17 protein-coding genes are annotated in these 24,258 nt (G+C 72.2%); 13 read left to right on the plus strand and 4 right to left on the minus strand.

Annotated elements, in window-relative coordinates; translation table 11 throughout:
* Positions 1-12: 12 nt before the first annotated feature.
* Positions 13-789, minus strand: a complete 777-nt coding sequence (locus ACFWZ2_RS16040) for an IclR family transcriptional regulator (RefSeq protein ID WP_384545950.1) — start codon at positions 787-789, stop codon at positions 13-15.
* Between the two features lie 208 nt (positions 790-997).
* On the opposite strand from ACFWZ2_RS16040, the gene ACFWZ2_RS16045 reads away from it, so the two are divergent.
* The 8 genes from ACFWZ2_RS16045 (at position 998) to ACFWZ2_RS16080 (ending at position 13,273) form a co-directional block, all read left to right on the plus strand.
* Positions 998-2,239 carry an MFS transporter gene (locus tag ACFWZ2_RS16045; RefSeq protein ID WP_384545952.1) on the plus strand — a complete coding sequence of 414 codons (1,242 nt, stop codon included), beginning with the start codon at positions 998-1,000 and terminating at the stop codon, positions 2,237-2,239.
* 123 nt (positions 2,240-2,362) lie between these two features.
* Complete coding sequence (gene snpA / locus ACFWZ2_RS16050) at positions 2,363-3,046, plus strand: snapalysin (protein ID WP_384545954.1); 684 nt, start codon at positions 2,363-2,365, stop codon at positions 3,044-3,046.
* Between the two features lie 84 nt (positions 3,047-3,130).
* Positions 3,131-5,092: a transglycosylase domain-containing protein gene (locus ACFWZ2_RS16055; protein ID WP_384545956.1), complete on the plus strand. Its 1,962-nt coding sequence runs from the start codon at positions 3,131-3,133 to the stop codon at positions 5,090-5,092.
* Between the two features lie 139 nt (positions 5,093-5,231).
* On the plus strand, positions 5,232-7,025 hold the full coding sequence (locus ACFWZ2_RS16060) for a trypsin-like peptidase domain-containing protein (RefSeq protein ID WP_384545958.1): 1,794 nt from the start codon (positions 5,232-5,234) through the stop codon (positions 7,023-7,025).
* A complete protein-coding gene (locus ACFWZ2_RS16065) occupies positions 7,022-9,397 on the plus strand; it encodes a tetratricopeptide repeat protein (protein ID WP_384545960.1) in 2,376 nt (791 codons plus the stop codon). The genes ACFWZ2_RS16060 and ACFWZ2_RS16065 overlap by 4 nt, the downstream gene beginning before the upstream one ends.
* Positions 9,328-10,812, plus strand: a complete 1,485-nt coding sequence (locus ACFWZ2_RS16070) for a VWA domain-containing protein (RefSeq protein WP_384545962.1) — start codon at positions 9,328-9,330, stop codon at positions 10,810-10,812. Before ACFWZ2_RS16065 ends, ACFWZ2_RS16070 begins: the two co-directional genes overlap by 70 nt.
* On the plus strand, positions 10,809-11,984 hold the full coding sequence (locus tag ACFWZ2_RS16075) for a hypothetical protein (RefSeq protein WP_384545964.1): 1,176 nt from the start codon (positions 10,809-10,811) through the stop codon (positions 11,982-11,984). The genes ACFWZ2_RS16070 and ACFWZ2_RS16075 overlap by 4 nt, the downstream gene beginning before the upstream one ends.
* Positions 11,981-13,273, plus strand: coding sequence for an alpha-glucoside ABC transporter substrate-binding protein (locus tag ACFWZ2_RS16080; RefSeq protein WP_384545966.1), 1,293 nt, complete (start codon positions 11,981-11,983; stop codon positions 13,271-13,273). Before ACFWZ2_RS16075 ends, ACFWZ2_RS16080 begins: the two co-directional genes overlap by 4 nt.
* 9 nt (positions 13,274-13,282) lie before the next feature.
* Here the strand turns inward: ACFWZ2_RS16080 and ACFWZ2_RS16085 are convergent, their stop codons facing one another.
* Positions 13,283-15,127: a glycosyltransferase family 87 protein gene (locus ACFWZ2_RS16085; protein ID WP_384545967.1), complete on the minus strand. Its 1,845-nt coding sequence runs from the start codon at positions 15,125-15,127 to the stop codon at positions 13,283-13,285.
* A 207-nt stretch (positions 15,128-15,334) separates the two neighbouring features.
* Positions 15,335-17,800, minus strand: a complete 2,466-nt coding sequence (locus ACFWZ2_RS16090; RefSeq protein WP_384545969.1) for a D-alanyl-D-alanine carboxypeptidase — start codon at positions 17,798-17,800, stop codon at positions 15,335-15,337.
* Between the two features lie 208 nt (positions 17,801-18,008).
* Between ACFWZ2_RS16090 and ACFWZ2_RS16095 the strand changes: the two genes are divergently transcribed.
* The 3 genes from ACFWZ2_RS16095 (at position 18,009) to ACFWZ2_RS16105 (ending at position 20,464) form a co-directional block, all read left to right on the plus strand.
* Positions 18,009-18,770 carry a GPP34 family phosphoprotein gene (locus tag ACFWZ2_RS16095; protein ID WP_055543734.1) on the plus strand — a complete coding sequence of 254 codons (762 nt, stop codon included), beginning with the start codon at positions 18,009-18,011 and terminating at the stop codon, positions 18,768-18,770.
* Between the two features lie 335 nt (positions 18,771-19,105).
* On the plus strand, positions 19,106-19,963 hold the full coding sequence (locus tag ACFWZ2_RS16100; RefSeq protein ID WP_384545971.1) for a helix-turn-helix domain-containing protein: 858 nt from the start codon (positions 19,106-19,108) through the stop codon (positions 19,961-19,963).
* 291 nt (positions 19,964-20,254) lie between these two features.
* Positions 20,255-20,464, plus strand: coding sequence for a DUF397 domain-containing protein (locus ACFWZ2_RS16105; protein ID WP_384545973.1), 210 nt, complete (start codon positions 20,255-20,257; stop codon positions 20,462-20,464).
* Between the two features lie 130 nt (positions 20,465-20,594).
* Here ACFWZ2_RS16105 and ACFWZ2_RS16110 read toward each other — a convergent pair whose 3' ends face one another.
* Positions 20,595-21,470, minus strand: a complete 876-nt coding sequence (locus ACFWZ2_RS16110; RefSeq protein ID WP_384545975.1) for a hypothetical protein — start codon at positions 21,468-21,470, stop codon at positions 20,595-20,597.
* 80 nt (positions 21,471-21,550) lie between these two features.
* Here ACFWZ2_RS16110 and ACFWZ2_RS16115 point away from each other — a divergent pair, with 80 nt between their 5' ends.
* A complete protein-coding gene (locus ACFWZ2_RS16115) occupies positions 21,551-22,345 on the plus strand; it encodes an SDR family oxidoreductase (protein ID WP_384545977.1) in 795 nt (264 codons plus the stop codon).
* A gap of 334 nt (positions 22,346-22,679) precedes the next feature.
* Positions 22,680-24,212 carry a sodium:solute symporter family protein gene (locus ACFWZ2_RS16120; protein ID WP_384545979.1) on the plus strand — a complete coding sequence of 511 codons (1,533 nt, stop codon included), beginning with the start codon at positions 22,680-22,682 and terminating at the stop codon, positions 24,210-24,212.
* The last annotated feature ends 46 nt before the right edge of the window (positions 24,213-24,258 follow it).

A 24,258-nucleotide genomic window follows, 5' to 3' on the forward strand; every position in this document is an offset into this window, starting at 1 on the left:
GCGGGACGGCCGTCAGGAACGCACGCTGAACGACAGCGATGTCAGCGTGCCCTCGACGCGTCGCTGCAACGCCCTGGCCAGCGGCCGCAGTTGATCCGCGCGGTCGAGCGGCAGCGAGATGGCGAGGGCGGAGGGGACGGTGCCCGCCGTGATGGGCACGGCCGCGCAGACCGTGCCCGGCGTGTACTCCTGCCGCTCGTGCACGGGGCGCCCGCGGTCCATGCGGGCGAGCCTGCGCAGCAGGGCCCGTTCGTCCTGGACGGTGTACGGGGTGAGCCCCTCCACCGGGTGGCGCGCGAGGTGGTCGCGGCGTTCCTTGTCGTCGAGCTGCGCGAGCAGGCACTGGCCGATGGCGTGGGCGTGCGCGGTGCGCCGGAACTCCGCCCACTCCTCGACGGCGGGGGTCGCTGCGCCCGCGGCGGACAGCACGACGTTGACCTCGCCGTCCTCGTACAGGGCGTAGTAGACGGCGGCGCCGAAGTCGTCGCGCATCCTGCCGAGCCAGTCGGCGAGTTCGGCCCTGGCGGCCTGTTCGTCGGCGGGGCCCGCCAGGCGTCGCGCCGACTCCCCCATCGCGTACAGGCCGCCCTCGCGGATCAGATAGCCGTCGTGCACGAGGGTGCGCAGCAGGTGGTACGTCGTCGCGAGCGGGAGCCCCGCGGCTCTGGCGAGGCGCTTGGCGGTCGCCCCTTCGTGCCGTTCGGCCACCGCTTCGAGCAGGCGCATCGCGCGCCTGACCGAGCCGATGAGGGTGGGGCCCTGGCCCTGGTCGGCCGTGCCGTCGGTCATGTATCGCTCCCCATGGGCGCGCCGGTGTGCGCTCGGCGCGCCGCCGCGGAATGGTCGGTTCCAGGTGAAGTCTGTGAGGGCCTGGCCATCGCATGGGTCGATTTGCCGGAAAACGTCAGATCGGGGGTGGCCGCCGACTAACGTTGCAGTTTTGACTGTGCTTCTGGCATGTGCAGGACGCACATGCCAGAGCGACATCGGGGGGACCATGAGGACCGGCAGGGCCGCGCACGAGACCGCCGCGGCACCAACTCCCTTACCGCCCCTGCGCGTCCCGGCCTTCCGCAGGTTCGTCCTCGCCAACCTCGTCTCGGCCACCGGCTCCGCGATGGCCCCGCTCGCCCTCGCGTACGCGGTGATCGGCGCGGGCGGCGGGGCCGGGGCGCTCGGCGTGGTGCTCGCCGCCAACACCGTGCCCACCGTGGTGTTCCTGCTCGTCGGCGGGGTCCTCGCGGACCGGATCTCGCGCAGCAGGCTGCTGTCCGCCGGCAATCTGCTCGCCGCGGCGGCACAGGGCGCCCTCGCCGTCGTGGTGGCCACCGGGCAGGCGGGCACGGCGTCGATCGCGGCGTGCGGCTTCGTGTCGGGCGTCGCGGTGGCCCTCACCACCCCGGCGGCGCAGGGCGTGCTGCCGCAGCTCGTCGCGCCGGAGCAGCTGCAGCGGGCCAACGCGCTGCTGCGCCTTCCGACCAACGCGGTCAAGGTGATCGGCCCGGTGACCGGCGGTCTGGTCGTCGCGGCCGGCGGGCCCGCCTGGGCGCTCGGCTTCGACGCGCTCACCTTCGCCGTCGCCGCGCTGCTCCTGCTCGGGCTGCGGCTCGGCGCCCCGGTCACCGCGAGCGGCGCGCTCGCCGATCTGCGCGCGGGCTGGACGGGCTTCTGGTCACGGACCTGGCTGTGGACGTACACGGCGTCGGGAACGGTCCTGGTCGCCGCGTTCCTCGCGGGCTACCAGCTGCTCGGGCCCGTGACCGCCGAAGAGCACTACGCGGGGGCGCGGACCTGGGGGTTCGTGCAGGGCGCGTTCTCGTTCGGGCTGCTCGCGGGGACGGTGGTGTGCCTGCGCTGGAAGCCGTACCGGCTGCTCGCCGTGGCCGTCACCGCGTCCGCCGGGCTCGCCCTGCCGCTCGCCGCGCTCGCGCTGGGCCTCGCGCCGCCCTGGCTGCTGCTCGCCGCCGCGCTGGCGGGCGTCTGTCTGGACATCGCCGGTGTCACCTGGGTCACCGCGTTCCAACAGCACGTGCCGGACGCGGAGTTGGGGCGCATGAGCTCCTTCAACCAGGTCGGGGAGCGGCTCGCCGTGCCGCTCGGCTATCTCCTGGTCGCGCTCGTCTCGCCCGTGTTCGCCGGCCGGTCGGTGCTGCTCGTCTGTGCGGGGATCGTCGTGGCCGCGAGCGTGCTCAACCTCTGCGTGCGCGACATCCACCGGATCAACAGGACCGCTACGTAAGACAGTTGATTCCTTGACGTTATCGCCGAATGGCATCGGCGCAATCCACGCCAGTGCTCCCGATACTCGTCCCGACCGGAGACCTACCCCGCGGGTCTCCATCCCGGAAGGGACAACACCCCCATGCGTACATCCAGGTCCAGAACCACCGCCGCCGCCGTCCTCGGCGCGGCCGCGCTCGTGGCCTCGCTGGCCGTCGCCCCGACGGCGCTCGCGGCTCCCGCCCCGGCGCAGGACACGGCGGTGTCGGGCTTCACCCCGTCCACGTACGCCGGTTCCTCTGCCGAGAAGGCCGCCAACCAGCAGTTCTTCGAGGCCGTCATGAAGTCGGCGCTGAAGAAGCAGGCGGCGCAGCCCGGCATCCAGGTCGTCACCGTCACCTACAGCACGAGCCGTGCGCCCAGCTTCCGCAGCCAGATAGCGCAGAGCACACAGATCTGGAACTCCTCGGTCAGCAACGTGAAGCTCCAGGAGGGCACACGGGGCGACTTCGAGTACCGCGAGGGCAATGACTCCCGGGGCTCGTACGCCTCCACCGACGGGCGCGGCCACGGCTACATCTTCCTGGACTACCGGCAGAACCAGCAGTACAACTCCACGCGCGTGACGGCCCACGAGACCGGTCACGTGCTCGGCCTGCCCGACCACTACTCGGGCCCCTGCAGCGAGCTGATGTCCGGCGGCGGCCCCGGCCCGTCCTGCACCAACGCCTACCCCAACGCCCAGGAGCGGCAGCGGGTCAACAGCATCTGGGCGCGCGGCATCGCCACCCTCAAGGACCGGGGCGAGCTGACGAAGGTCCGCTGACAACAGGCCCCGCACCAAGCGCTGTTACGAACAGCAAACAGGCCACGGGCCAACCCGGCGCGGCGCGGAACCCTCTCCTCCGGCATGGGGACACATGCTCGTGCTCAGGAGAAGAAGGCGCCGCGCCGCGGCCGGCGGCGCATCCTCGACTATCCGCGCGCGGGACGCCGCGGGGTGCGCCGCTGGCTTCCCTCGTGGCGCCAGTGCCTCGGCTCCTTCGCCCTCTTCGTCGTCACCGTCGCGACGCTCTTCATCTGCGTGTACGTCAGTGTGGACATCCCCGACGAGAACGCGGCATCCCGTCGCGAGGCCAACGTCTACTACTGGTCGGACGGCACCCAGATGGTGAGCACCGGCGAGGTCAACCGGCAGAACGTGGAACTCGACCAGATCGCGCCGTCCGCCGTCGACGCGGTGATCGCCGCCGAGAACGCCTCCTTCTACGGCGACTCCGGCGTCTCCCCCAAGGGCCTGGCCCGCGCCGCCGTGAACATGGTCCGCGGCCAGGAGACGCAGGGCGGCTCCACCATCACCCAGCAGTACGTGAAGAACACCTACCTCTCCCAGGACCAGACGGTCACGCGGAAGGTCAAGGAGTTCGTCATCGCGCTGAAGGTGGACCGCAAGAAGAGCAAGGACGAGATCCTCAAGGGGTATCTCAACACCAGCTGGTTCGGACGCGGCGCCAACGGCATCGAGGCCGCCGCCCACGCCTACTACGGCATCCCCGCCAAGAAGCTGAACCCCAGCCAGGGCGCGTTCCTCGCCGCGATGCTGAAGGGCGCCGAGCTGTACGACCCCTCGGGCGGCAGCGCCAACCGGGAGCGGGCGCGCGGGCGTTGGGCGTGGATCCTGGACCGGGAGGTGCAGGTGGGCCTGATGACGAAGAAGGAACGCGCCAAGCACCGCACCTTCCCCGAGCCGCGCAGGCAGTCGCGGTCCACCAGCCTCGGCGGCCAGACCGGCTATCTCGTCGACGTCGCCAACCGGTACGTCAGACAGCACACCGGCCTCACCGACAAGGACCTGGCGCGCGGCGGCTACCAGATCCACACCACCTTCGACCGGACCAAGGTGCGCGACCTGGAACGGGCGGTGCGCCGCGTCCTGGCCAGGGACATCGACCCGAAGAAGCGGGCCGCCGACAAGGACGTACAGGTCGGCGCCGCGTCCGTGCGGCCGTCCGACGGGGCGGTCCTCGCGCTGTACGGCGGGCCCGACGCCACCGAGCACTTCACCAACAACGCCGACACGTCCGGTGTCCCCGCCGGTTCCGCGTTCAAGCCGTTCGTGCTCGCGGCCGCGCTGGAGCACGGGATTCCGTACCGCATGCCGCGCATCGCCGACGCGGGCTTCCAGGCATCGGGCGGCGTGCGCCTCGCGGTCACCGCCGACAGCGCCTACACCCCCGACGGCACCCTGGGCGTGCTGCCGGACGGCCGGGACCCCGACCATCCCACGCTCGCCGAGGCCCTGGTCTCCGGCGGCAACGCGACGTACGTACGCCTCGGCAAGGACGTCGGCAGGCAGAAGGTACGCGACACCGCCGTCGCCACAGGGCTGCTGCGGCAGAGCATGGCCCGCCTGGAGCCGACGTTCTCCATCGGCACGTCCACGCCCAGCGCGATCCGCATGGCCACCGCGTACGGCACCTTCGCGAACGACGGCGTACGGCACGACCCGTACTCGGTGACCAAGGTCGTCAAGGACGGCACGGAGCTGCCGGGACTCGACGTACCCGCAGCGCAGCGGGCCCTCGACCCGCAGGTGGCACGCGAGGTCACCGGCGCGCTGCGGGCGGGCGGCAAGCGCCTGGGCCTGCGGGCCGCCGCGGGCTCCACGGGCGACCAGGACCGGCTGAAGTCGGCCTGGTTCACGGGCTTCACGAAGGACATGTCGACGGCGGTGACGCTGTTCCGGGTCCGCGCGGGCGAGCCCCAGCTGCTCCCCCTGTCGGGCGTGGGCGGCGCGAAGTCCCGGCGCGGCAACGTGTTCCCGCCCCGGATCTGGGCCGCGTACACCGGGGAATCGCTCCGCGCGCGATGACGCGACGGCCGGGGGATGCCCCTGAAAGCCGGGGAACGCCCCTGAGAGCCGGGGACATGGCACAGGCTCTCAGTCCCCCCACGACCTCCCCATGCAGCCCAGGCGCCTTCGCCCTCCCCCGCACCTATCCTGAGGAAGCATGACGGGGGACTCTCGGACGGCGGACGGGGGCGTCGACTCTCCGATGGATCACGCGAGTTGGCGCGTACGACTGCGCAGGTGGGCGGTGTCGGGGAGCGGTGACGTCCTCGGTGCGGGGGTGCTGTTCGGCGCGGACCGCGTCCTCACCTGCGCCCATGTGATCCGCGACCCGGAGACCGGGCTGCGCCCCGAGCGCGTCCAGGTCGAGTTCCCCACGCTGCAGGGCCTGCCCCGCACCCCGCGCCGCACCGCGACGGTGGAGGCCGGGCACTGGGTGCCGCCGTTCGGCAAGGCGCAGGGCGACCTCGCGGTGCTCGTCCTGGACGAGGCGGCTCCGGTGCCCTCGCCCGTCACCCTGCACCGCACGCTCGACTACCGGGGCGCGCCGGTCCTCATCGACGGCTTCCCCGAGTACCGCTCCGGCGGCCAGTGGCTGACCGGCTCCTGCATGGGCCCCGGCGGCGAGGGCGACGAGCGGGTGCAGATCGACGTCACCGGTTCCGGCGGGCTGCGCGGCGGTTTCAGCGGCGCGGGGGTGCGCGAGGAGGACACCGACCGGCTGCTCGGCATCGTCGCGCAGGCCGACGAGAGCGGCGCGCACGGGTACATGATCCCGGCGGCGACCGTCGCCAAGTACTTCCACCGGTTCGCCGAGCGGTACGTCACCGGGCCGCACGCCGTGCCGGGCCACCGCGTCGTCTCCGCGGAGGCCGCCCGCACGGCCCGCCCGCACGGCCTGCAGCGCACCGTCACCCGCTGGCTGAACGGCGACGCGGGCGCCTGGGACACCGAGGTCCTCTTCATCGCCGCCGACGACGAACGGGCCCGGCAGGCGCTGTACGTCGTCCTGAACATGGCCGACCGGGAACAGGCACCCCAACTCGCCGTGCAGCCCGTCGAGTTGGCGCCCACCGGAGACCCGCCGGGCCCCGCGGACACCGGCACCCCGCTGCTGTCCCGCGCCGGGATCGCCCCGCGCGTCGGCAGCATCGGCCTCGTCCTCGACCTGGAGGGCGTCGCCATCGACGACCCCGAACGGCCCGAACTGCGCGAGGCCCTCGCCGTGCTCCGGCACGAACTGCGCCACGCCGCACCGCACCGCGCCGCACCACGGCGGCGCCCCGCCGTCGCCGTGCTCTTCGCCGACAGGTCCGCCACCGAGCCCGTCACCGCCGTGCGGATCCTGCACGAACTCGCCGCGTCCGGCGCCCGGTTGCTCCTGGTGGTACGGGACAGCGCGCACGGCTTCCCGTACGCCGCAGCGGAGCATCTGCTGCCCGCCGACCACGCCCCGCGGTGGCTGCAGCGGATCGGCACCCGGGTCGACGTGCTCGCCGACACCGAGCGGCGGGCCAGGCGGCTCTTCCAGCGCGTGGAACCGCACGTCGTGGACCCGCCGGTGCCCACCGGGCACGCGGCGCGCGCCGCCCTGTGGACGGTGCAGCTCAGCACCGAACTGCGGCCGCAGGGCGGACGCGGCGCCCCGCGGCTCCTCGAAAAGCTCAGCCACGCCGAACAGGCCGTGGACGGCTATCTGTTGCGGGCCGAGCGCGCCGAGACCGAGCTGCGCGGCATGCTGGAGGGACATCTGCGGCTGCGCGCGCTGCTCCGCGACCACCAGGCCAGGCTCGCCGGGCGCGGGCTCGCCGAGCACCCCGACGCGGTCGAGCCGTACCGCGAGGCGCAGCGCCTCCTGATGGCCGGTCCGTGCCCGCTCGCCGACGCCGAGCGGGCCGTGGAGGCGTTCACCCGGGTGGTGCGGCGGCTCGCCGATCCGGACGGCGCCCCGTGACGCCCGGCACGCCCTGCCCGCACCCCGGCTGCTCGGGCGCCCTCACCCCCACCGGGTACTGCCTGGCCAGCGGGGAACGCGTCGACCCGGACACCGGCCTGCACTCCGCACCGACCGCGCCGACCGCGGTGGCCACGCCCTCGCCGTCACCCTCGCCCTCGCCCGAGGAGTCCTCGCAGCAGTGGATCGTCGACCCCGGCATCGGCGCCACCACCCCGCCGCGCCCCGCCCACGTCGAACTGCCCCCGGAGAACCCCGACCCCACCGTCCTGCCCACGATCACCCTCCTCGACCGCGCGGACAGCAGGGACGCCGACGCCGGGGAACCCGTCGCCCCGGGTGAACTGCCGCTGCCGCCGGGCACGTTGCTGGCCGGTCAGTACCGCCTGGTGCGGCCGCTCGGCTACGGCGGCATGGGGGAGGTCTGCCTCGCCCACGACACCAAGGTCGACGACCGTGCCGTCGCCATCAAAATGCTGCACGCCGAGCTCGCCGCGGACTCGTACAGCCTCCTGGAGGGCGAACGCAAGGAGCTGGTCGAGCTCAACCACGACGGCTTCATCCGGGTGTTCAACTACGGCCACCACACCGGGATCGGGGACTTCCTCGTCCTGCAGTACGTCGACGGGCTCACCCTCGAAGAGGTGCGGGACCGCGCCCGCGCGTGCCCCGAGGAGTTCGGCGACGGACGCTTCCTGGAGTTCGTGCTCGCCTACGGCGTGCGGATCCTGGCGCCGCTCGCCCATCTGCACGCGCCCGGACGCGGCAAGGTGTACGGCGACCTGAAGCCGTCGAACGTCATGCACGACGGCTCCACCACCAAACTCATCGACGTGGGCAGCGTGCGCCGCGCGGGACGGCCCGGGCTCACCACCGCCCTCTACCGCGCCCCGAGCGTCGGCGACCACGGCGAAGCCACCCCGCAGGACGACCTGTTCAGCCTCGGCGAGACCCTGCGCACCCTGTGCGGGCTCGGCACCAGCAGGCACGACCTCGCGGCGCTCTCCGCGCTCGGCCCGCTCGAAGGACCCGCCGCCGACCCGCGCGGCCTCGGCCCGGTCTCCCTGGCCAGGGCGCTGCGCCGGGCCACCCGCACCCGGCGCGCCGACCGCTACGCCACCGCGGGCGAGATGGCCGACCAACTGCGCGGCGTCTTCCGCGAGTTGCGTTCCTTGCGCACCGGAGCCGAGACCTTCGAGCCGTCGCCGCTCTTCCTGCAGTCCGCGTACGCCCTGGACGGCGGGCTCGGCGCCGCCCCCGACGTCTCGCACTGGGCGGCGTCCCCGCCGTCGGCACCCCACCGCACCACGCCCGAGCCGCCCGAGGTGGCCCAGCGCCTCCCCGCACCGCGCCCCGACCCCGACGACGACCACCACGGCGAACTCAGCAGGCTCAGCGACGACGACCCCGAGGCGCTCCTGCACCACACCGGGGACTGGCGGGACTCCCCCGAGGTCCATCTGCTGCGCTGCAGACTGCGGTTGCGGGTCGCGCTGCGCACGGACGGCGATCTGTCGCCCGCCGAGACCGCGCTGGCCCTCGCCGACGGCGCCATCGGTCCCGCCGACGCCCCGCACGACTGGCGGCTCGACTGGCACCACGGCCTGCTCGCCCTCGCCCGCTCCCGGGTGGCCGAGGCCCGCGAGCACTTCGACCGGGTCTATGCCGCGATCCCCGGCGAGTACGCGCCCAAGCTGGCGCTCGGGCACTGCGCCGAGCACCTGGGGCGCTGGCACGAGGCGCTGACGTTCCACGAGGCCGTACGGCTGCGCAACCCCTCGCTGGGCAGCGCCGCGTTCGGCGCCGCCCGCGCCCGTCTCGCCCTCGGCGGGCCCGACGCCCTCGACGCCGCGATCGGCGCGCTCGACGCGGTGCCCCAGCACTCCCGGCACCGCACGGCGGCCCGCACCGCCGCCGTGCGCATCCACATCGGCCACGCCCGCGACACCGCGGGACTCGGCACGGCGCTGCGCCGCCTCGCCGGTCTCTTCGCCGCGCACGGCCTGACCGACGAACAGGCCCGCGTCCGCATGAAGGCGGAGGCCTGGGAGACCGCGCACCGGCTGCTCGCCGGGGACGTCACCCCGGCGCGGCTGCGCGAGGTCGCGTCGGACGCCGACCCGCGGCTCGAATTCCCCGGCGACGAGCGGGAGTTGCGCAAGGACCTGTCCCGCTTCTACCTGGCCCTCGCCCATCAGGCGGGACGCAACTCCGACGCGGAACTCGCCGAACTCCTCCTGGACCGCGCCTACGCGGTACGCCCCTTCGCACTCCGGCACTCCCGATACGGCAGGGACACTCCATGGCTCGGCAAGAGGATCAGGAACTGGATCAGGACGAGCACGCCCGCGCCACGATCGGCCTGGAGGTGAACCAGGTCGTCGAACTGCCGCGCCCGCGCGCCCCGCACACCGAGGAGACGGAGCCGATGTACGCGGTGCTCAACGTGACGGTGCACAGGCCCGGCACCCCCACGGGCGCACCTCCCGCCGCACCAGACGCACCAGACGCGACCGTGCGCGCCCCAGCCGCACGCACCCGGCTCGCCGAAGTCCTGCTCATCGACCACTCGTCCTCGATGGTGATCCCGCCCAGCAGGCTCACGGCCGCCCGCGCCGCCGCCGTCAGCGCGCTCGCACGGATCCCGGACGGGGCGCTCTTCGCCCTGGTCGCGGGCGCCGACAAGGCCACCATGATCTACCCGAGGCGGCCGGGACTCGCCGTCGCGCACGCCGAGTCGCGGGCCGCCGCCGAGGCCTCGCTGCGCGACTGCACCCCCGGCGGCGGCACCGCGATGGGCACCTGGCTGGAGCGCGCCGACCGGCTCTTCCGCGAACTGCCCGCGGGCTCCGGCCCCGGCTACGTACGCCACGCGCTGCTGCTCACCGACGGCAAGAACGAGCCCGGCTACGAGACGCCCGACGAACTGCGCAGGCGCGTCGAGCGGTGCGCGGGCGCCTTCGACTGCGACGTGGTCGGCATCGGGGACGCCTGGGAGACCGAGGAACTCCTGCTGATCGCGGGCGCGTTGAGCGGCCGCACCCGGGCCGTCGACGATCTGACGCGGCTGCCCGGCGAGCTGGCCGCGCTCGCCGGACAGGCCGCGGAGCGCGACGTCACCGGGCTGCGGCTGCGCCTGACCCACCGCGCGGGCGCCCGCCCGCACCTCTTCGAACAGGTCCATCCCACCCGCACCGCACTCACCCCCGCCCGCGTCGACCTGTCCGGCGTCGCGGCGGGCGCGGGCGGCCCCGTCCACGAGTACGAACTGGGCCCGTGCGGCCAGGAGACCCGCGCCTACCTCCTCGGCGTCGGCGCGCCCTACGACCCCGCCAGGCTCGGCAAGGAACTCCTGCTCACCGAGGTGGAGATCACCGCCGACCACCCAGAGGGGCTCGAACTCCCGCCGCCGCTCCCGGTGTTGATGCGCTGGACCGACGACCCCGACCTGTACAGCCGCCTGGACCCGCAGGTCTCCCACTACCGGCACCTGGAGGAGCTGCACGGCACCTTCGAGGAGGCGTGCAGGGCACTGAAGCGCGGCGAGAGGACGACGGCCGAACAGCTCCTCGGTGCGGCCTGGCGGCTCGCCGCGGACGCCGGCGACACGGCGATGCGCGACCATCTGCGCCGCCTGGTCCGGGTCCGCGACAGCGACCGGGGCGAGGTCGAACTCCTCGACCGCATCGCCCGGTTCGACGTGGAGGCCGCCCGCATCCAGTCGAGCACCACGGTCCTGCCCGGCGCCCGCCGCCCCCGCACCCGGCCGCCCGGCGGCACCCGATGACGCTCTCCCCGCACACCGCCCGGCTGATCGCCGCCGACGCCCTGCGCCGGATCCGCCGCTACGTCTGGCCCCCGCCGCCGCACCACCCGCACGCCCCGCCGCGCAACCGCACCTATCTGCGCGACCGCCTGATCGCCCTGCCGCTGCTCACCGTCGTCGCGGCCGCCTCCTTCGGCTGGGCCTACGCCGAGGTCCGCGCCGACTCCGCGGCCCTGCACGACAGTTACCTGCCCGCGCTCGTCGACCTGGCCGACGCCGAGATGTCCCTGCGCATCGCCGACCGCGAGGCCGGGCGGAACCTCGACGCCGGCGAGTCGGTGCGGCTCAGCGGCCTCGGCACGCCGTACCGGACCCGCACCACCCGCGCCACGCAGAGCCTCAACCAGGTGTCCCGCAGCGGCGCCCTGACCACCGCCGAACGCCAGGACCTCGACGTCATCGCGGGCCTCGTCGTCGACTACGGCACCTGGATCGCCTTCGCGCAGAGCAACGTCGGCGACCCCGCGCTGCGGGACGCCGGACTCTCGTACGCCCGCAGCATGCTCTGCTCCGCGCCCGGCACCGCGAAGGACCCGGGCCCCGGCGGCTATCCGCCCTGCCCGCACACCACGGGGTCCGACGCGACCGCCGTGGTCGACCGGATCTCGGCCCTCGAAGGAAGCCTGCGCGGCAGGCTCGCGGACCGGGCGGAACTCGGCGCGGGGGTGACCGCGGCCGCCGCCGTCGCCGTCATCGCCCTCGTCCTGCTCGTGTTCGGCCTGTGGCGCACCGAGCTCTTCCTCCACCACCGCTTCCGGCTGCGCGTCGGCGTCCCGCTGCTGGTGGCCGCGGTGCCGCTGCTCGCCGTGCCGTTCCTGACGGCCGACGCGGTGCTCGCCCACCGGGCCCAGCAGCGCGTCACCGGCACGGCGGGCGATCTGGCCGACCGGACGTCGCCGCGGATCGAGAGCACCCGCGACGAGCGGCCCTTCGGCCGGCGCCACCCCCTCCTCATCGAATCGCTGCGCGGCCGCGCCGAGCACGACCTGGCCGCCGGGCGCCTGTCCGCCCTGGACGGTGCCGCGCCGTGGGTGGTGCCCGTCGGCCTGCTCGGCGCGGGCCTGATGGGCGGTTCGCTGCACGCCTACCGGCGCGAGTACGTCCTCATCGCCCGGTCCGGAGCGGTCGCGTGAGCCGGGCCCGCGCGGTGCTCCGCGCCCTCGTCGCGGGCTGCCTCCTCGCCGTCACCGCCGTCACCGCGGGTGCCTGCGGGGGCGGGCGGCCCGACACGCTCGTGGTGCTCGGCCCGTGGACGGGCCCCGAGGGCGAGGCGTTCGAGGCGATGCTGCACCGGCTCGACGACGGCACGGGCCAGACCTATGCCTACGAGGGCACCCGCTCGCTGCGCGAGACGCTCGTCGCACAGCTGGAGGCGGACGCCCCGCCCGACGTGGCGATCCTCAACAGCGTCGGCGAACTCGCCGAGTACGCACGCACGGGCCGCATCAAGCCCCTCGACGGCGCCGCCGCCCGCGCCTACCCGCCCTGGGCCCCCGCCCTCGACGTGGCGGGCGCGGGACGCCACACGTACTGGGTGCCGCTGAAGGTCGACCTCAAGAGCCTGGTGTGGAGCGACGCGGGCCGGTCCGCCGCGTCCCCCGACTGGTGCGTGGGCCTGGCATCGCAGGCCACGTCCGGCTGGCCGGGCACCGACTGGATCGAGGACATCCTGCTGCACACGGCGGGCCCCGACGTCTACGCCCGGTGGGCCACCGGCGGCCTCAGCTGGCGGGACGAGCGGGTCCGCACGGCCTGGACGACCTGGGCCGGCCTGCTCGGCAAGCGCTCCAAGGCGTCCGTCGACCAGTCCCTGACCACGTCGTACGAGGGAACACCCGACCCGGCGAAGCGCGGCGGGCTCCCGCGCGGACTGCTCGGCTCCCTTTCGCCGCGCTGCAGCCACGAGCACCAGAGCGCCTTCATCCGGTACGTCTACGCCGACCGCCGGGTCCGCGTCGATCCGTCGGCGGGCTTCCTGCCCGGACCCGCCGCCCACGACGGGGCGTACGAGGTGGCGGGCGACATGGCCGCCGTGTTCAGCGACGACCCGCGGGCCCGCGGACTCGTCGAGCGCCTCTCGGGCAGGACGGCCCGGGCGCTGTGGCGGGCGGCGGCCCAGAAGGAACCGCAGCCGTTCTTCCCCGGCGCGGGCGACCCGCAGCCCACCGACCCGACCGGCAGGCGCCTCGCGCGGATCCTCACCGAGCGGGCGCGCACGCTCTGCTTCGACGCCTCGGACGTGATGCCGCCGGGGCTGCGCGACGCGTTCCACCGCGCCGTCCTGCAGTACTTCAGGAACCCCGGGGGCGACCGCCTGGACACGCTCCTCAAGCAGCTCGACACCGTGCGCGCGGAGACCTCGCCCGGCACCGGGCAGGGCCGCCCGCCGGTGTCGGGCGTCTGCGCGCCGCCGGGCGGCTAGGGCCCGGCGTCAGCGCAGCTCCTCCGGGCAGGCCGTGCCGCGCGGCAGCTGGTAGGGGGCGCCGAGCCGGTAGGTGCCCGCCTCGGGGGCGATCAGCTCGGTCCACTTGTCGCCGTCGGCGTTCTCCTCGGCCTCCATCAGACAGCCGTTGACGTTGGCGTACTTCTTGGGGAGCGAGTCGTCGGACTCCCGCAGCCTCTTGGACTCCTCGGTCTCCTTGGGCCGCTCGACGCCCTTGCCCTTGGCGTCGACGATGCTCAGCCACGGCGAGTACGGGATGCGGATCAGGATGCGCCCCGGCTTCGTCACGCGCAGCGTCATGCCGCCCTGCTCGGCCCGCTGGACGACGGCGTTCGGCTCGGCGAGCGGCGTCGGGTCGGTGACCTCGTACAGCTGCCAGTTCTCGTCGACCCACACCTGCTTCAGATACGGCAGGCCCTTCTCGACGAGCGCCGCCTCGCGCTTGCCGCCGTCGCCGTCGGGCTCGCCCTTGGGGAGCACGACGTAATGCACGGACCAGCGCTGCAGCCACTCGTGGTAGTTCGCCGAGTTCAGGGTGTCGTCGTAGAAGAGCGGGTTGCGCTCCATGTCCGCCTGGCGGTTCCAGCCGCGGGCGAGGTTCACGTACGGGGCGAGCGCGGACGCCTCGCGGTGGCTGCGGGCGGGCACGACCTCGACGCGGCCCTTCGCGGCGTCGACCTCCTGCAACTCGTTGACCAGCGGCGCCAGCTCACGCGTCCAGGAGGCGACGGGCGTGCCGTGCACTATGTCGTCGACGGACTTGAACCCGATCCAGCCGGTGAAGCCGACGACCGCCACGACGATCACGTACCAGACGCGGGACTTGCGCGCGTGGTACGGCAGCGCGGCCAGCAGCGCGACGCCCGCGAAGGACATCGCGAGGCGGGTGATGTTGGAGCCGATCTGCGAGTTGACGATCCACACGCCGAGCACGAACGCCGCGTACACGGCGGTCGTGATCCGCACCGTCTTCCACTGCTTGGGCACGACGAAGTAGATGAGGGCCGCGAAGAGCAGCGGCAGCGACGCCGAGCCGAACGACATCGGCTGGGTGCCGGAGAACGGGAAGAGCCACGCGGAGACGCCGACGACCACGGCGGGCGCGAGCCCGAGGGCGTACGCACCGGGGTAGCGCTTGCTGAGGAACAGCGCGACGGCGACCATCCCCACGAAGAGCCCCGCGACCGGGCTTCCCATCGTCGCGAGCGCCGCGAACGGCGCGGCGACCAGGGCCTTCGCCCATCGCTTGTAGCGCCAGCGGTGCGGCCAGCAGAACACCGCGGCGACCGCCATCAGCGCGAACATCTGGCCGAGTCCGTACGTCACACGCCCCGACACCGCGTTGCACAGCAGCGCGAAGACGCCCGCGGCCGTCGGCCACAGCAGCGTCTTCACCGCCCGGCTGCGGATCAGGATCATCGTGAGCAGCGCGGCCGACACGGTCCCCGCGACCATCATCGTCGTGCGCACGCCGAGCACCGACATCAGATACGGCGAGACGACGCTGTACGACACCGGGTGCATGCCGCCGTACCAGGCCAGGTTGTACGCCGAGTCCGGGTGCCGCCCGACGAACTCCGCCCAGGCGTCCTGCGCGGCGAGGTCGCCGCCGCTGCTGGCGAAGGTGAAGAACCAGGCGATGTGCAGCACACCGGCGACGACCGTCGCGACGGTCACCGGATGCCGCAGGAAACGCACGCTCCGCGACGCGGTCGGCGCCGGTGCCGTGGGGGTGCGGCGCTGCGCGGGCAGCTTTATTCGCGCACCGGTACCGCGTGTGCCGCTGTCCGGCTCGGCGTCGTCGTCGGCGCGCGTCGGCTCGGCTGTTGCCACTGGAGGCTCTCCCCGTGTCGTTCCCATCCATGGGGTCGAGCCGGCGAGGGGTCCGTCCCGGAACACCCCGTCCTCAGCCCCGGCGTACGTACTGCCCCCCGAACTTGTGACGCTAGCACGCAGCCGCGGGGGGATGCCCGGGCCCCGGGCATCCCCCCGCAGGGGTTCGGCCTACTCCGGCCGCCCCGTCCGCACGTGCCGCGTCCCTCAGCCGACGCGCTTCAGCTTGGCGCCGAAGGACGGTTCGCTGAGGTCCTTCTGGAGCGCGACCGGCACCTCGACGGCATCTCCCTTGCCGTCGCCGACGCTCAGCACACCGACCTTGGTGCCTGCCTTCGCCGAGTGCGGCAGGGACTTGCCCTTCTCCGCGTCGAGCTCCAGCTTCACCGTCAGGCCCGACCAGCCCACCGCGGAGACGTCCTTGGTGGCCACGACCGGGGTGGTGCCGCCCAGACCGTCGTCCACCTGCCCGACGACGGCGCCCTTCTTCACGATGGTCTTCGCGGTCAGGGCGTCCTTGCCCGCCTCGATGAGCTGGCGGGTGACCTTGGTGACCTCGTCGATGTTGGCGACGCCGTTGTTCCCGTACTGGCCGAGGGCGGCGCCGATGATCGTCTGGGGCTTGCCGTCGATCACCTTCTCCGCGGCGAAGAGGATGTTGCCGCCCGCCGCGGTGGTGGTGCCGGTCTTGATGCCGATGGCGACGGTCGGCACGAGGCCGAAGAAGTTGTTCTGCTTGTCGCCGTTGAGGTCCTTGTAGCTGGGCTGGCGGGAGATCTCGTTGAAGACGGGGTTCTCCATGGCCGCCCGGCCCAGCTTCACCAGGTCCTCGGCGGTCGAGACCGTCGTCTTGTCCAGGCCGCTGGGGTCCGTGTAGTGGGTGTTCTTCATCCCCAGCTCCTTGGCGGTCTTGTTCATCTTCGCGACGAACTCGTCCTCCGACGTGCTGTTGGTGTCCCACCGGGCGAGCAGCTTGGCGACGTTGTTCGCGGACGGGAGCATGACCGCCTGCAGCGCCTCGTACTCGCTGAGCTTCTGGCCCTCGGTGACCTTGACGACCGACTCGTTCGCCGGCTTGCCCGTCTCGTAGTGCTTCTGCGCGGCGGCGTCGACCGGGATCTTCGGGCCGTCCTCACCCTTCTTCAGCGGGTGGTCGCGGAGGATCAGATACACCGTCATGACCTTCGCGATGCTCGCGATCGGCACGGGCTTCTGCTCGCCGGACGTGCCGAACGTCCCGATGCCGTTGACGTCCATCGCGGCCTGGCCCTGGCCCGGCCACGGCACGGACGGCTTGTCCCCCGCGAAGGAGACGGACTCCTGCGCGGTCAGCTGCAGGGTCGGCGTCGGAAGCGGCCGCACGGCCTGTACGACCGCAAACACGACCACCAGGAGCAGCACCAGCGGCGTCCAGATCTTGACCCTGCGCACGGCGGTGCGGACCGGGGTCTCCGGCGGCGGCGGGGTGTTCGTCAGCTCGGCGAGCAGATCGATCGGCGGCTTCGGCGGCAGCGGCTGCTGCGTCGTCCGCTCCACCGGCGGGGGCACGGCGGGGCCGGTCGCCGCGGGGGCGGCGGCCGCCTTCTTGTCCGTGGCCCGGCCCTCGTCCGCGCCCTCGCCCTTGGCCGCACCGGCGGGCGCGGGCTTCGGGGCGGGCTTCGGCGCGGGCTCGTCGAGCGGCTTCAGGGCGACGAACTTACTCGTCCGCTCCGCGTCCCCCTCAGGCTTTGCAGTGCCCTTTGCACTCTCACCCTTGGGCTCCTCGGGGCTCTTGAGATCGCCCAGCTTGAGCATGGTGGTGGCCTGGTCGACGCCCTTGCCCGCGGCGTCGGCCGGAAGCGCCTTGAAGACGGCGGTGGCCTGGTCGACACCGGTCTCGGGGGCCTTGGGAGCCTTGGGGGCTTCGGGGGTCTTCGGGGTCTCGGCCGAGGCGTCGGCCGGGGTGGCGTCGCTCTTGGCGGAGTCGTCGTCGGGCTTGGCGTCAGCCTTCTCGGCGGACTTGTCGTCGGCCTCGCCCGAGGACGCGTCGTCCGTCGCTGAGTCGGAGTCGGAGTCTGAGCCGTCCTTGGCGTCGTCCTTGGCGTCGTCCTCAGCCGGGGCGCCCGCGTCCGCGTCGGCGTCGGCCTCCGCGTCGGTCGAGGTCACATCCTCGCCCGAGGAATCGTTGCCCCTGGCGGAATCCGCGGCGTCGGCGTCGTCCGTGCTGCCCTCGTCCGTGCCGCTCCCGTCCGTGCCGCTCCCGTCCGCGTCGGCCTCCGCGTCGGCCTCCGCGTCGGTGCCCTTGTCCGCCTCCGGTTCGGCCGGAGCCGCAGCCTCGTCCGCAGACTCCTCGTCGCCCGCGACCCACGCCGCGACCGCGGCCCGCAGCCGCGCGTCACCGTTCTCGCCCGAGGGCGCCTCCGGCGCGTCCGACGCTTCCGGAGCCTCCGGCACATCGGACGCTTCCGGCTCCTCCGACGCCTCCGGCGCCTTCGCGCCATTGACCGTCTTCGTCGAGAAGACCGCCGTCGCCGTGTCCTCACGCGCCTGCGGCGTCTCGCGGGTCATCGCGAGGCGCGGGTCCCGTTCCTCGGGCACCGGCGCAGAATCCGCCGCAGTCGGGTTCCCCGACGACTTCCGCTGCTTCGACCTGTCGGGGGTCTCGCCCGCCACCGATGCCTCCTCGTACGCCATGCCGTATGCCGATGCTGATGCTTGCCGTGCGCCAAATCAGGCCGGACCCCACTGTCCGAACCGTGTACCAGTGTCCTGTGTGAGGGCTTAACCCCCGTGGTAGACGAGAACGACATACCTACTGGTTCCCGTACATCCCGCCCACGCACTCTCGACAGACCAATGTGAGAGGGGTCACCCTGTCATTCATCCACGCGGGGAGGCATGGATGGGCAGGAGCCGCAGAACAATTCCGGAGGAGCTTCTGCTGCTCGCTTTGGACCCGGCCACGGGTACCACAGCGCAGCCGCAGTCGCTCGACCTCGGTCTGGCCGGAGCACAGCTAGTGGAGCTGGCGCTGGCCGGACGGATAGCCCCTGACGGGGATCGTATCGCCGTGGTGATGCCACGGCCGACCGGAGATCCGACTCTGGACTCCGCACTGGAACTGCTGCGCAGGCGCGGCAGCCCGGTTCGGGCGGTCCACTGGATCGGCGGGCCCCGACTGGGGCTGCGCCAGACGTACCTCTCGCACCTGGAGCGATGCGGCATGGTCCATGCCGTGGCGGGCCAGATGTGCGGGGTACTGCCGACGACTCGCTACCAAGCGACGGACACGGCGATCAGCCGGGAAATCAGGTCCCGGCTCGATTCGGCGATCCGCACCGGTGTACCACCGGACCCGCGGACCGCGGCGCTCGCCGCACTGGCCCACGCGGTCGGTCTCGGCAAGCATCTGTACCCGGGGAACGAAGGGCGTTCATCGCGCTCACGCCTCCGGGACCTCATCAGGCACGACCCCATGGGCGGCCTCGTGGCGCACGCCGTGATGGACGTTCAGAACGGCGTGGCCGCTCAGCCGCGCCGCAGCGCCGCACCGGCAGGTCCCGCGGGACCGAGCGGTCGGCAGCCGGCCAGGTCGGCACCGGACCCCGCCGGGGTTCCGATGCAGCCGCGCCGTGGATCCATGGCACGCGCCGTGGCCCACTGAAACACCGCTCGACACGCACCGCTCGACACACAGCAGCACGTTCCGCTCAGCACCGCCACGCACCACAGCGCCGCACCGCAGTCCCCCAGACCCGGTTCGGGAGCCGCTGGGCCGCGCGGGGCAACGGCACCGGTCCGTCCGGACGACGACGCCGGTACCACCGCTCCGCGCGGCCGCACACCCTTTTGGCGCCGCAGGGTCGGCACGCACCCCTTTCGCACCCGCCCTCTCGTTCGCACATCGGCTGTTTCCCAGCGGTGCCGCACTTTTTGGTGGCACTCTGCTGAGCAGCAGATACGCAAAGTAGAGGCATGCAAGCCGGAGGTGCACGTCCCGTGGCGTCCAATGTCAATCCCACTGTCAGGCGACGCCGGTTGGGCCAGGAGCTTCGTCGGCTCCGCGAGCTCAAGGGCATGACGGCCGAGGAGGTCGCCGAGCGTCTGCTCGTCTCGCAGTCGAAGATCAGCCGCCTGGAGAACGGCCGTCGCTCGATCAGCCAGCGCGACGTACGCGATCTGTGCGGCGTCTATGAGGTCGAGGACCACCGCATCGTCGATTCGCTGATGCAGATGGCCAAGGATTCGCGCCAGCAGGGCTGGTGGCACTCCTTCGGCGACATCCCGTACAGCGTGTACATCGGTCTGGAGACGGACGCCGCGTCCCTGCGCGTGTACGACCCGCAGGTGGTGCCGGGTCTGCTGCAGACCCGTGCGTACGCGGAGGCGCTGATCACCGGCGCGCTGCCGGAGACCACGCCCACCGACATCGAGAAACGCGTCCAGGTGCGCATGCGCCGTCAGGACCGCATCGCGGCGCCGGACAATCCGCTGCGCCTGTGGACCGTTCTCGACGAATCCGCGCTGCGCCGTGTCGTCGGTTCCCGGCATCTCATGCGCGATCAGCTGGAGCATCTCGTGGAGCAGTCCCAACTGCCGCATGTGACGGTCCAGGTGATCCCTTTCGACATGGGTGCGCATCCCGGGCTCAATGGGCAGTACGCGATTCTTGAGTTCCCTGATGCGGCTGATTCCAGTGTGGTCTACATCGAGGGTGTCACGAGCGATCTGTACTTGGAGAAGGCGAACGACGTCCAGCAATACAGCGTCATGTACGAGCATTTGCGAGCACAGGCGCTGAATGTGGAGCAGTCCCGCCAGCTCATCGCGGACATCGCGAAGGAGTACGCCCGCTGATCTCCGCGGCGTTTCTCCGGGCCCCTGACGTGCGGAATCATGCATTCCGGTGTGCTGCCGCCCGGACATCCGACAACGTATGAAGCGCCCCGCGCGGAAAAGTGCCGCACGGTACACCCTTGCCGCGCCGGGGCGGAAGACCCCCCTGGAATATGCCATCCGGTTGAGTGAACGATCCCTTCACGCACCGATGTTGGCGAGTAGCGTCATTCACGCCATCGAGCAAGAGCGTTGGCGCACACCGCACTTCGCGGCGACAGCAACTCGACAACTGGGCAAACCGGAGCAAACATGGCAATTCAGCAAGGCGCCTCGAATACGTGGGTCAAGTCTTCGTATTCCACCGGGAACGGCGCGTGCGTAGAGGTGAAGTCCCCGTTGCGGCACGGGATCTCGGTCCGCGACTCGAAGGTCGTCGAGGGCCCGGTCCTCGCCTTCCCCACCGCTTCGTGGAACGCGTTCGTCGCCGAGGTGAGCCGGGAGGCTGCCGACCTCGGTTGATATCTCACCGCCCCATCCATGGCAGCCGCACATCGCGGCGCAACCGCACACCGCGGAACAACCGCATAGCACCACCGTATGAGCCCTCTCGACTGGCCCGCCGTCCCGGCCGAGGGGGCTCGGCCTTGCGTCAGCGCAGCGCGTCGACGTAGGTGTCGGTGCCCGGCACCGTCGGCACGAACGGCGCGAGGAGTTCCACCCGCCCCAGACCCGATTCGGCCACGGCGTCCTCCCGCCCTGCGAAGTGCGCCTCCCAGCACGACCGCGGATCGTCCTGCAGGAACCACAGCAGCGTCAGGCGCGTGCCGACGCCCTCGACCTGCTTCACGTACGACATCCGGTCCCCCGGCAGCGGCGTCGGGCTGAAGAGCGTGACCATCGCGGCGGGCGAGCCGGCCAGGGCGCGCGGCAGCTGCCGGGAGCGCAGCCACTCCAGCAACTCGGCGCGCTCCCCGGGCCCTTCGGCGTCGACGACTTCGAGGACGAGGCCCTGGTACGGGTGGTCGAGCGCGTGGAAGTCGCGCGGGCCCGCGGCGCCGTCCCGGTAGACGGTCGCCTCGTGGTCCTGGAAGGAGGTGAAGACGTGCGTGCGGTCCTGGTAGACGCGGCCGTCGCGGTTCAGGCGCTTGTTGATGCCGACGGTCCACTTCATGTGGTCGTCGTAGCGGCCTTCCGTGATCCAGTACGTGGAGAGATAGCACCCCGCGGTGACCGGCTCGGCGATCGCGGACTTGTCGGGGCGGCGCAGGAGCTGGAGGTCGCGGGTCGCCACCCAGCGGCGCCCCGCGTACATCCAGGGCATGGCCATCGCGCCCGCGTAGTAGTGGTCGTCCTCGTACCACCGGTTGTACGCGAACTCGTGGCCCGGGCGCGGCTCGACCATGGTGATCAGGGCGTGCCCCGGGTGCACGCCGTAGGGCCCGACGGCGGCCAGCTCGGCGTACGTCTCGCTGCGGGTGTCCTCGCGGGTGTCCTCGCGGGCGCCCGCGCGGGGGTCATCACTCATGCCTCTCCCCTTCCTTCCTCCGGTGGACGCCCATACTCTGACGCCCCGTCAGCAAAACTGCCAGAGCCGGGAGGCGCCCCATGCCGTCGTCGCTCCTCGAAGGAAAGACCGTCGTCGTGTCGGGCGTCGGCGCCGGGCTCGGCCACCAGGTCGCGGCCGCCGTCGTGCGCGACGGCGGCAACGCCGTGCTCGGGGCGCGCACGGAGGCGAACCTCGCCAAGTCCGCCGCCGAGATCGACCCGGCGGGCACCCGCACCGCGTACCGCGCCACGGACATCACCGACGAGGCGCAGTGCGAGGCCCTCGCCCGTCTCGCGGACGAACGGTTCGGCGGGGTCGACGCGGTCGTCCATGTCGCCGCCTGGGACAGCTACTTCGGCGGGGTCGAGGACGCCGACTTCGAGACCTGGCACCAGGTCGTCGACGTCAATCTGCTCGGCACGCTGCGGATGACGCGGGCGTGCCTGCCGCTGCTCAGGCAGCGGCGGGGCGGCTCCGTCGTCTTCATCGGCACGCAGTCGGCCGTCGCCGCGCCCTCGCAGGTGCGGCAGGCCGCGTACGCGGCGTCGAAGGGGGCCCTGACCTCCGCGATGTACTCGCTCGCACAGGAGGTCGGACCCGACCGGATCCGGGTCAACACGGTGCTGCCGGGCTGGATGTGGGGGCCGCCGGTCGAGGCATACGTCCAGTTCACCGCGCACACGGAGGGCGTGCCGGAGGCCGAGGTGCGGGAGCGGCTCGCCGCTCGTATGGCGCTGCCCGAGCTGGCCACGGATGCCGACGTGGCGGACGCGGTGGCCTTCTTGGCCTCCGATCGGGCCCGGTCCATCACCGGGCAGTCGCTTCTGGTCAACGCCGGGGAGATCATGCGGTAGCCGACCGGCCACTTGTCGGCTGCGGGCCCGTCCTGACTTGTCGCACAGCTCCCCGCACCCCTGAAGGGTGCCCACCCCCCTGTAGCCGTACGGGATCAACTCCCGTACGGCTTTTGCGTGTTCATGGCCCCCCATGCGCGGATCACATCTGTGAACGCAGATCAGCTAACCGAACGATTTTACTCGCTCTTGACCTCGCGGGCGGTTGTCGGCGATGCGTGGCCGAACCCACGATGAGCGGGCACTTCCGGGCCGTTCCCGGCGTCACCGGCCCGAGTCGGCGAAGTGCCAGCCAGTTATGCGCAGTTCACCAGGCAGACCCCTGGAGGGCCATATGAACAGTCTCGACTGGGCCGTGCTCATCGGCTACTTCGGTGTGATGGTCGCGATCGGCGTGTGGTCCCACAAGCGGGTCGACAACGTCAGCGACTTCTTCACGGCGGGCGGGAAGATGCCCTGGTGGCTGTCGGGCATCTCGCACCACATGTCCGGCTACAGCGCAGTGATGTTCACCGGCTACGCGGGCATCGCGTACACCTACGGCGTGACCTCGTTCGTCACCTGGTCCTTCCCCATCGCACTCGGCATCGCCATCGGCGCCCGGCTCTTCGCCCCCCGCATCAACCGGCTCCGCTCACGGCTGCACGTGGCCTCGCCGCTGGAGTACCTGAAGAACCGCTACAACCTCGGCACCCAGCAGGCACTCGCCTGGTCGGGAATGCTCCTGAAGATCGTGGATGTCGGCGCCAAGTGGGCCGCCATCGCAACCCTGTTGTCGGTGTTCACCGGCGTCTCGCTCAACCAGGGCATCCTCATCACCGGCGCGATCACGGCCGTCTACTGCACCATCGGCGGACTGTGGGCCGACGCGCTGACCGAGCTCGGCCAGTTCGTCATCCAACTCTTCGCGGGCATCGCGATGTTCGTCGCGGTGGTGGCCAAACTCGGACCGCACGGCGGCTTCTTCGGCGTATGGGACGAGCCCGAACTCGCCGGACACGGAAAGCCACTGGTCGGCCCGTACGGCACGGTGTTCCTGCTCGCGTTCCTCTTCATCAAGCTCTTCGAATACAACGGCGGCATGCTCAACCAGGCGCAGCGCTACATGGCGACCGCCAACGCCAAGGAGGCCGCGCGCTCCGCGAAGCTCTCGGCGGCCCTGTGGCTGGTCTGGCCCCTCGTCCTGTTCTTCCCCATGTGGATGTCGCCGCTGCTCGTCGACGCGAAGAAGCCCGACGGCTCGGACGCCTACGCCCTGATGACCGAACAGCTCCTGCCGCACGGCCTGTTGGGGCTCGTCATCGTCGGGTTCTTCTCGCACACCATGGCCATGTGCTCCTCCGACGCCAACGCGATCGCGGCGGTCTTCACCCGGGACGTGGCGCCCGCGTTCTCCGCACGGGCCCGGGCCTGGACCGAACGGAAGGGCCTGATCGCCGCGCGCCTGACGACGGTGGTCTTCCTCGGCCTGTCCATGGCCGTCGCCACCCAGGTGAACTCCCCGACGTTCAAGGACATCATCACCGTCGTCATCAAGTGGGTCGCGGGCCTGATGGGGCCGATCGCCATCCCGATGATGCTGGGCCTGCTGCGTACGTTCCGCAGGTCCGGGCCGACCGCGGCGCTCACCAGCTGGGCGGCCGGGCTGCTCGCCTTCTACCTGGTCAACTACCCGATCAACGACGCGATCGAGGGCGGCGTCGCCCTCCAGTACCAGGTGTCGATCCCGCTCGCCGTCTCGCTCGTCCTCTACGTCCTCATCGGCTACGTGAAGCCCGAGGACACGCCTGAGCGGGACGCACTCATCGAGCGGATCAACACGGACGACTCCGGCTCCACGGCCGCGGTGCCCGCGGTGGCCCCGTAAGGGGCGCGGGGAACTGCGCGCTCAGCGCGCGAAAAGCCGCAGTCGC

Origin of the sequence: Streptomyces sp. NPDC059002 (assembly GCF_042740435.1) — a bacterium.
Classification (GTDB): domain Bacteria; phylum Actinomycetota; class Actinomycetes; order Streptomycetales; family Streptomycetaceae; genus Streptomyces.

Bases quoted from the DNA above. Each gene is read 5' to 3' on its own strand.
- ACFWZ2_RS16055 (WP_384545956.1), top strand. From the start codon at position 3,131: ATGGGGACACATGCTCGTGCTCAGGAGAAGAAGGCGCCGCGCCGCGGC.
- ACFWZ2_RS16075 (WP_384545964.1), top strand. From the start codon at position 10,809: ATGACGCTCTCCCCGCACACCGCCCGGCTGATCGCCGCCGACGCCCTG.
- ACFWZ2_RS16120 (WP_384545979.1), top strand. From the start codon at position 22,680: ATGAACAGTCTCGACTGGGCCGTGCTCATCGGCTACTTCGGTGTGATG.
- snpA (WP_384545954.1), top strand. From the start codon at position 2,363: ATGCGTACATCCAGGTCCAGAACCACCGCCGCCGCCGTCCTCGGCGCG.
- ACFWZ2_RS16040 (WP_384545950.1), bottom strand. From the start codon at position 789: ATGACCGACGGCACGGCCGACCAGGGCCAGGGCCCCACCCTCATCGGC.
- ACFWZ2_RS16105 (WP_384545973.1), top strand. From the start codon at position 20,255: ATGGCAATTCAGCAAGGCGCCTCGAATACGTGGGTCAAGTCTTCGTAT.
- ACFWZ2_RS16070 (WP_384545962.1), top strand. From the start codon at position 9,328: ATGGCTCGGCAAGAGGATCAGGAACTGGATCAGGACGAGCACGCCCGC.
- ACFWZ2_RS16090 (WP_384545969.1), bottom strand. From the start codon at position 17,800: ATGGCGTACGAGGAGGCATCGGTGGCGGGCGAGACCCCCGACAGGTCG.
- ACFWZ2_RS16095 (WP_055543734.1), top strand. From the start codon at position 18,009: ATGGGCAGGAGCCGCAGAACAATTCCGGAGGAGCTTCTGCTGCTCGCT.
- ACFWZ2_RS16045 (WP_384545952.1), top strand. From the start codon at position 998: ATGAGGACCGGCAGGGCCGCGCACGAGACCGCCGCGGCACCAACTCCC.
- ACFWZ2_RS16115 (WP_384545977.1), top strand. From the start codon at position 21,551: ATGCCGTCGTCGCTCCTCGAAGGAAAGACCGTCGTCGTGTCGGGCGTC.
- ACFWZ2_RS16060 (WP_384545958.1), top strand. From the start codon at position 5,232: ATGACGGGGGACTCTCGGACGGCGGACGGGGGCGTCGACTCTCCGATG.
- ACFWZ2_RS16110 (WP_384545975.1), bottom strand. From the start codon at position 21,470: ATGAGTGATGACCCCCGCGCGGGCGCCCGCGAGGACACCCGCGAGGAC.